We start from the raw sequence: 6,717 nt of genomic DNA on the forward strand, positions 1-6,717 counted from the left end.
GCAGTGAGCAATGAGATTTGTTCGTTATCTTAGCGTGAAGGTAATAAGCTGATCTTACGAACAATAACACTGCTCATTGCTCATTGCTCACTGCTCATTGCTCATTGCTCACTACCCACTATTCACTAATAACTATCTACTATATACTACTCCCATGGTAAGTATCGCGTTTACTGGCGGAGGGACGGGAGGGCATATTTACCCGGCTCTCGCGGTCGCGGCGGAATTAAAGAAACTGCTTTCTGGCCGTGAGTTTCAGTTGTTTTGGATTGGTTCCTCCGCCAAACTTGATCGCTCTCTTGTGGAAGAGGCGGGTATTAAATTTTTCCGTATCCCTTCAGGAAAATTAAGGCGTTATTTTTCACTTAGGACATTTGTTGATTTTTTTAAAGTTATCGGCGGTTTCTTTACTGCGCGTAAAATATTAAAAAAAGAAAAATGCGGTTTATTGTTTTCCAAAGGCGGTTTTGTAAGCGTGCCGCCATGCGCGGCTGCGGCGTCTTTGGGAATAAAAGTCTTTACCCATGAATCGGATTTCAGTCCGGGGCTTGCCACAAAAATTAACGCCCGTTTTTCTGCGCGTACAAAGGGAAGGATTTTTACCGCTTACGAAGAAACCGGGCGTTTTTTAAGCAAGTCCTTGCGTGATCACATAACGGTTAGCGGCAATCCGGTGCGGAACGTTTTTCATAATGCGGACGCCGCGAAGGGAAGGGCTTTTTTGGGCGTTGAAGACGGAGAGCGGATTCTTTTGGTTCTTGGCGGCAGTCAGGGGGCTGTCGAAATTAACGAACTTATCCGCGCCGTCTTGCCGGAACTGACGCAAATTTACACCGTCGTACATCAAACAGGCCCGAATCTTACATGGGACGTTCCCGCGAGCAAAAGGTACAAACCTTTTCCGTACATTAAGGATGAAATGCCCCACGTAATGGCGGCGGCGGAGCTTGTTATGGGCAGAAGCGGAGCGGGCATTTGGGAGTGGGCCGTGCTTGGAAAGCCGATGCTGTTAATCCCGTTAAGGGGAGCCGGCACAAGGGGCGACCAGGTGCAGAATGCCGAATATTTTCAAAAAGCGGGAGCCGCGCAGGTGTTAGGTGAAAAAACAACGCCGTGGGCGCTGATAAGCGCGGTTAATTCTTTTGCGCAGGACGGGGAAAAAAGAAAAAATATGTCAGCTGCTTCCGCAAAAATAGGCGAGCGGGACGGCGCTTTAATTATCGCCCGCGCTCTTGCGGATGATATTGCGCGGCTTTCGGAGGGAGACAGGTGAATTTTTCCGCCATTGATTTTGTTTTTATAGGATTAATTGCGCTCTTTATGATCCGTTGTTTTCTGAAAGGCTTTGTAAGCGAACTATTATCCATGGCGGCTATAGTACTTGGGCTTCTTGCCGCGTTGTTTTTCCATAAAAACGGCGGCGTGTTTTTAAGAAATCAATTCTGGCCTGAATTAAACGTAATTCCTGAAATTGCCGCGTTTGTTATTTTGTTTGTTATTGTTTTTTTGGTTATCAAAATAATAGAAAAAATGCTGGTCAATATAATTGACAATGTAAGCCTTTCCGGCGCCGACCGTTTTCTTGGGTTAATTTTTGGTTTGGCGGAAGGCATAGTACTGGTAAGTTTGATTCTTTTCCTGTTAAAAATACAGCCGCTTTTTGACTCAAGCTCATTGCTGGAGAATAGTTTTTTTGCGAGGCTAATACTGCCCTTAATTGCCGGCAAGGAGAAAATCATAAGTGTTTGAGAATATTATAGAACAAAGCGCGGTTCTTCAGTTACGCGATGATATTCTTTCAAAGCGAGACGCTCCCAGCATGTTGTTTTTTGGCCCGTCATGCAGTGGGAAAGGCAGCGCCGCGCTTGAGTTGGCGCGCGTTCTCTCCTGTGAAGAAAAAGCCGCGTGGGGATGCAAGTGTTCCTCATGTGAAAGGTACAAATTTTTACAGCATGATGATCTGTTGGTTTTAGGAGAACGCTCTTTTTCATCTGAAATACTTGCGTGCCAACATGCTTTTTTGCGAAATCCGTCAAAAGCAAAAACTTTATTTTTCAGGTCTTTGCGGAAATTACAGATTCGCTTTTCCCCCGTCTTGTTGGAAAATGATTCAAAAACAGCGAAAGCGGTCGCCGCGAATTTACAGTCTCTTGATGAAGGGCTTAATGAGCTTTTATTGGTTAATGCTGAAACTGTTACAGAAGCCGCCCTTAATAAACTCTGCGCTTCCCTTGTAAAAGACTCCCTTGCCCTTGAAAGCGAAGGTATTAACGGCATTCCGATAAATCACATAAGGAGCGCGTCTTACTGGTGCAGATTAGCGCCTAACGGCAAGCGCAAAACGCTGATAATAGAAAACGCTGAAACAATGAGGGACGACGCGCGTAATTCGCTCTTAAAACTCCTTGAAGAGCCTCCACCTTCCGTAAGCATTGTTCTTACCGCCCAGAGGCGCGAGGCGATAATGCAGACTATTTTATCCCGCTTGCGTCCGTACCGCTTCTTAAAACGGAGCGCGGAAAGCGAAAAAGAAGTAATTAGGAGCGTATTTAAGGAAAATTCGGAATTAACGTATCCCAATCAAAAAGGTTCGATTCTTGCCTCTTACCTTGATTCATTTCTTCCGCAGAGTACGGAAAAATTGTACCCGCTTGCCGCGTGGTTTATTGTTTCTTTTGCGCGGACGGCTTCCATTTACGCGAAGAACAAGGGGCATACTCCCGCTTTTTTAATAGCGTTAGGTGAACAATACGCGCCTGTTGCGGAAACGGCGGGGCTTGAGCGTTATTCAAAGAATAGCGCTATTGTAAAAGCGATACTTTCCAAAAGTAAAAACTTTGAAGAAGTTTCATTCTTGCGTTTTATGAATATCACTCTTGAATTAATTGGCGATTGTCTGCGCTCCTCGAATGCTCCTGAATTTATAGCGTATAACGATTTAATTAAAAAATATGTCGGTGAAGCGGTAACATCGGTTGACATACTTAATATAAACGCGGCTATTACGCTTGAAAATCTTTTATATAAATTAAAGACGGCTGCAATAAGAGGGCGTTATGGTTGATTTTTTCAGGCGCGCCTTAAAAAAAATTAACAAGCTCAACTCGGAACAGCGCAAAGAACTTTTAATTTCCGCCGTGGAAGAAATCGACCTGCTTGGAAATGTTCTTGATTCAATAGACATGGGCATTCTTGTCTGTGACAACAGGGATAATCTTGTATTGGCGAATAAATGTGCACTTAGGATGATTTCGATTAACTACATTGAAGGAGTCAAGTTAGAAGACGCCATTTTAGACGATCAATTTATTGAAACTTTCAAGGATATAATCGCCAACCGCGAAAAAATAATTGATAAAGAGATTGAAATAGATCAACAGGAGCGCAGAAGGTTATATTCCGTAAATGTTGTCCCGCTTGTTCACAACAAAAAAATTACGGGGACTCTAATTTACATAGAAGATATTACTGAGAAGCGAAGGGGGGAGGCGCGTCTTAGAAGGGCGGAAAATCTTGCGAGCCTTACCACTTTAGCCGCCGGCGTTGCCCATGAGATTAAAAATCCGCTTGGGTCAATTTCGATACATCTTCAGCTTTTGCAAAAAGCGCTGGCTAAAAAAAGTGAAGCATCAGAAAAGAAAACGGATAAATATTTTTCTGTTATTAAGGAAGAAATTGACAGGCTTAACCGCATTGTAGTAGATTTTCTGTTTGCCGTGCGCCCAATGAACCTTGAATTGCGCGAGGGCGACATCAACGAATTGCTCGCGCAAATTATGGAGTTTGTAAAGTTTGAGATGGAACAGTCAAATATAGTCTGCATGCTTGAGCTTGATGAGAATCTGCCAAAAATTTTATTTGACGAGCGGTATATGAAACAGGCTTTGCTTAATCTGATAAAAAACGCTCAGGCTGCGATGCCCAAAGGCGGGGTTTTTACCGTAGCCACAAAATTCGCCGATAATGAAATTAGAATATCTCTTTGCGATACCGGTATCGGCATAAGCAAGGAAGACCTTGCGAAAATTTTTGAACCGTATTTTACGACGAGGGAAACCGGTACGGGGCTTGGCCTTACGCAAGTTTATAAAATTATAAGGGAACATCAGGGTGAGATAACAGTGGATTCGTCCCCTGGGACAGGGGCCGAGTTTAGAATAATTCTGCCGGTACCGCAAAAGGATACTCGGCTTATTGCATATAACGGAGGAAAATAATGAAATTCCGTCTGCTGGTAATTGACGATGAAAAAAATATCCGCAACGGGCTTGCCGAATCTTTGCAGGAAGACGGCTATGATGTCGCGTGCGCTGAAAACGGCGATGATGGCTGGAATCGTTTTTGCGAAGGGGACATCGACCTTGTAATAACTGACCTTAAAATGCCGGGTTTAAGCGGCGATGAACTGTTAAAAAGAATACTCGCTCAGGCTCCAGGGTTTCCCGTCATTGTTTTAACAGGACACGGCACGGTGGAGAATGCCGTCGCTGCCATGAGGGATGGCGCTTGGGACTTTCTTACAAAGCCTGTAGATTTGGATCATCTTTCCTTAAAAGTAAAACGCGCCCTTGACAACCGTGAGCTGTTTTTTCAGCACCGCAGAATGGAAGAGGAAATTGAGCGCAAGAAACAATTTAACTCAATTATTGGCAACTCGCGCAATATGCGAGACGTTTTTGATTTGATCAATAAAGCCGCTCCCACAAAAGCGTCAATTTTAATAACTGGCGAATCCGGCGTAGGAAAGGAACTGGTAGCCGATGCGATACACGATCTTTCTCCGCGAAAAGATCAGCCGCTTGTTAAAGTGCATTGCGCCGCCCTAGCCCCCTCGTTGCTTGAAAGCGAACTTTTTGGCCATGAAAAGGGCGCGTTTACCGGCGCTGTTTCCCAGCGCAAGGGCAGGTTTGAACTTGCCTCAGGCGGGACTCTTTTTTTGGATGAGATAGGCGAGATAGACCAAAACATTCAAATAAAATTACTGCGCGTCCTACAGGAGAAAAAATTTGAAAGGGTAGGCGGGGAGCAAACAGTAGAAATTGACGTGCGGATTATTACCGCCACCAATAAAGATTTAAAGGCGGAAATAGAAAAGGGAAATTTCCGTGAAGACTTATATTTCCGCCTAAATGTGGTAAACATCAACGTCCCGCCGTTACGCGAAAGAAAAGACGACATTCCCCTGTTAGCCGCCGCTTTCCTAAAAGAGTTTGCCCTTGAAAACGGAAAAAAAATTGAAGGGATAAACGAAAAAGCCCGCGCCCGCCTGTACGGTTACGATTGGCCCGGCAATATCCGCGAATTGCGCAACTGCATGGAAAGCGCCGTCGTTATGTGCCAATCAAACGCGATTAACGTGGGCGACCTTCCCCCCGCTTTCCGCAATGCGGAGGATGACGGCTGGATTAACATTAGGCTAGGCTCGAATATGGAAGAGTGCGAGAAAATTATTATCCGCGATACTCTTTCACACTGTAAAGGAAATAAAAGCAAGACTGCGGAAACTTTGGAAATTGGCAGGAAGACGCTGCTTCGCAAACTCGCGGATTATGGGCTTGGGGGGCAGGATGAAGGGGAGTAGGGGGCGACAAATAACGCAGATAACTTTATATTATTTCCAGAAGTCCATAATCTCCATTTTCTAATTCAAGAATAGATGATTTGGCTTGTAATAATATTTTTTCTGCCGTTTTTCTGTCTATGTTTCCTACTCGCAGTAAAATTACTTTCGGCGGATAACCTTTTATTTCAAAGAGATGTAAAAAGTCAGAATCTTGGGTAATAATAGTGTATCCGTTAGCGGCGGCATAATTCCATATTTCCGTATCTTTTACAGGTTTTGGAAGTTCTGTCTTATTTACATGGACACACTCGCCAAAATATTCCGACAATACAGATGTTAAACGCCACGAGAGATTTGCGTCAAGCAACAGTTTCATGCGCAATTACCTTGGTTACTGTGTCTCTTTCCGCCGCAAAGGCAAGTGCCGCTCTAATGTGTTTTTTTTGCAATTCGGGGTAATCTGCAATTATTTCCTGCTCAGTCATTCCCCCAGAAAGCCATTGCAAAATATCTCCGACGGTTATCCTTGTTCCTTTTATACATGGTTTACCGAAGCGTATTTCAGGATCAACTACAATATGTGTCCCTAGTTCATTCATATTTATATATTATCATAATTTGAAAAAAGGGGCAATGACATCAAGACGGACATTTTATAGGTAAATTTGTAGTTTCCCATTTTATTAAGCATGCGACATAGCTTTTCGCAGAATAGTATTGAGTCTGGTTTGATAACCTTTGCCACCCTGCTTAAGCCATGCGACAATATCCGCATCTAATTTGCATGTAACGGCGACCTTAACCGGTTTGAACATTTTGCGTTGTTCCCACGGACGGAAGTTTGATAAATCAGTTGCTTCGGGAATATCGGAGTAGTCAATGTCTTCATCTTTGATGGAGTCTACCCGATCAAGGTCTTTTTTACTGACAGGGGGTAGAGTTTCAAGGGTATACCTAACTATCGCCATAATAATATCTCCTCCCATGCTTCTTGATGTTGATTTGGTTCTTATTTTCGTCAATAAGAGAGAATTTTTCTATAATGATGTCATGTTATATACAATAGATAATATTATTGAAAAAAATTTAATCAAAACAATTGATGAAATTAAGTCAGATATACGTCAAAATAAACAATAATTTCTATAAATAAA

The 6,717-nt window shown here is 43.3% G+C and carries 8 protein-coding genes; 5 read left to right on the plus strand and 3 right to left on the minus strand.

What is annotated here, in order from left to right; genetic code table 11:
• Positions 1 to 154: 154 nt before the first annotated feature.
• Genes murG through ACYVRH_RS01645 form a run of 5 tightly spaced genes read left to right on the plus strand, consistent with a single transcriptional unit; the run spans position 155 to position 5,581 of the window.
• Positions 155 to 1,273 (plus strand): undecaprenyldiphospho-muramoylpentapeptide beta-N-acetylglucosaminyltransferase, encoded by a 1,119-nt coding sequence (murG, locus tag ACYVRH_RS01625; protein WP_461255186.1) that lies wholly within the window; start codon positions 155 to 157, stop codon positions 1,271 to 1,273.
• The gene (locus ACYVRH_RS01630) at positions 1,270 to 1,749 is read left to right on the plus strand and encodes a CvpA family protein (RefSeq protein WP_461255187.1); all 480 of its coding nucleotides are present in this window, start codon (positions 1,270 to 1,272) and stop codon (positions 1,747 to 1,749) included. Before murG ends, ACYVRH_RS01630 begins: the two co-directional genes overlap by 4 nt.
• Positions 1,742 to 3,064, plus strand: a complete 1,323-nt coding sequence (locus ACYVRH_RS01635) for a DNA polymerase III (protein ID WP_461255188.1) — start codon at positions 1,742 to 1,744, stop codon at positions 3,062 to 3,064. The genes ACYVRH_RS01630 and ACYVRH_RS01635 overlap by 8 nt, the downstream gene beginning before the upstream one ends.
• Entirely contained in the window at positions 3,057 to 4,217 is a 1,161-nt protein-coding gene (locus ACYVRH_RS01640; protein ID WP_461255189.1) for a two-component system sensor histidine kinase NtrB, read from the plus strand. The genes ACYVRH_RS01635 and ACYVRH_RS01640 overlap by 8 nt, the downstream gene beginning before the upstream one ends.
• A complete protein-coding gene (locus tag ACYVRH_RS01645; RefSeq protein ID WP_461255190.1) occupies positions 4,217 to 5,581 on the plus strand; it encodes a sigma-54-dependent transcriptional regulator in 1,365 nt (454 codons plus the stop codon). The genes ACYVRH_RS01640 and ACYVRH_RS01645 overlap by 1 nt, the downstream gene beginning before the upstream one ends.
• Positions 5,582 to 5,606: 25 nt before the next feature.
• Here ACYVRH_RS01645 and ACYVRH_RS01650 read toward each other — a convergent pair whose 3' ends face one another.
• The 3 genes from ACYVRH_RS01650 to ACYVRH_RS01660 form a co-directional block, all read right to left on the minus strand.
• A complete protein-coding gene (locus ACYVRH_RS01650; protein WP_461255191.1) occupies positions 5,607 to 5,939 on the minus strand; it encodes a DUF5615 family PIN-like protein in 333 nt (110 codons plus the stop codon).
• Positions 5,923 to 6,162 (minus strand): DUF433 domain-containing protein, encoded by a 240-nt coding sequence (locus ACYVRH_RS01655; RefSeq protein WP_461255192.1) that lies wholly within the window; start codon positions 6,160 to 6,162, stop codon positions 5,923 to 5,925. The genes ACYVRH_RS01650 and ACYVRH_RS01655 overlap by 17 nt, the downstream gene beginning before the upstream one ends.
• 84 nt (positions 6,163 to 6,246) lie before the next feature.
• Positions 6,247 to 6,531 (minus strand): BrnA antitoxin family protein, encoded by a 285-nt coding sequence (locus ACYVRH_RS01660; protein ID WP_461255193.1) that lies wholly within the window; start codon positions 6,529 to 6,531, stop codon positions 6,247 to 6,249.
• Between the last annotated feature and the right edge of the window lie 186 nt (positions 6,532 to 6,717).

The organism is Treponema sp. R80B11-R83G3, assembly GCF_054786115.1.

What these genes read in the sequence shown, in the direction of transcription:
- murG (WP_461255186.1), top strand. Translation starts at nt 155, where the DNA reads ATGGTAAGTATCGCGTTTACTGGCGGAGGGACGGGAGGGCATATTTAC.
- ACYVRH_RS01640 (WP_461255189.1), top strand. Translation starts at nt 3,057, where the DNA reads ATGGTTGATTTTTTCAGGCGCGCCTTAAAAAAAATTAACAAGCTCAAC.
- ACYVRH_RS01645 (WP_461255190.1), top strand. Translation starts at nt 4,217, where the DNA reads ATGAAATTCCGTCTGCTGGTAATTGACGATGAAAAAAATATCCGCAAC.
- ACYVRH_RS01650 (WP_461255191.1), bottom strand. Translation starts at nt 5,939, where the DNA reads ATGAAACTGTTGCTTGACGCAAATCTCTCGTGGCGTTTAACATCTGTA.
- ACYVRH_RS01655 (WP_461255192.1), bottom strand. Translation starts at nt 6,162, where the DNA reads ATGAATGAACTAGGGACACATATTGTAGTTGATCCTGAAATACGCTTC.
- ACYVRH_RS01660 (WP_461255193.1), bottom strand. Translation starts at nt 6,531, where the DNA reads ATGGCGATAGTTAGGTATACCCTTGAAACTCTACCCCCTGTCAGTAAA.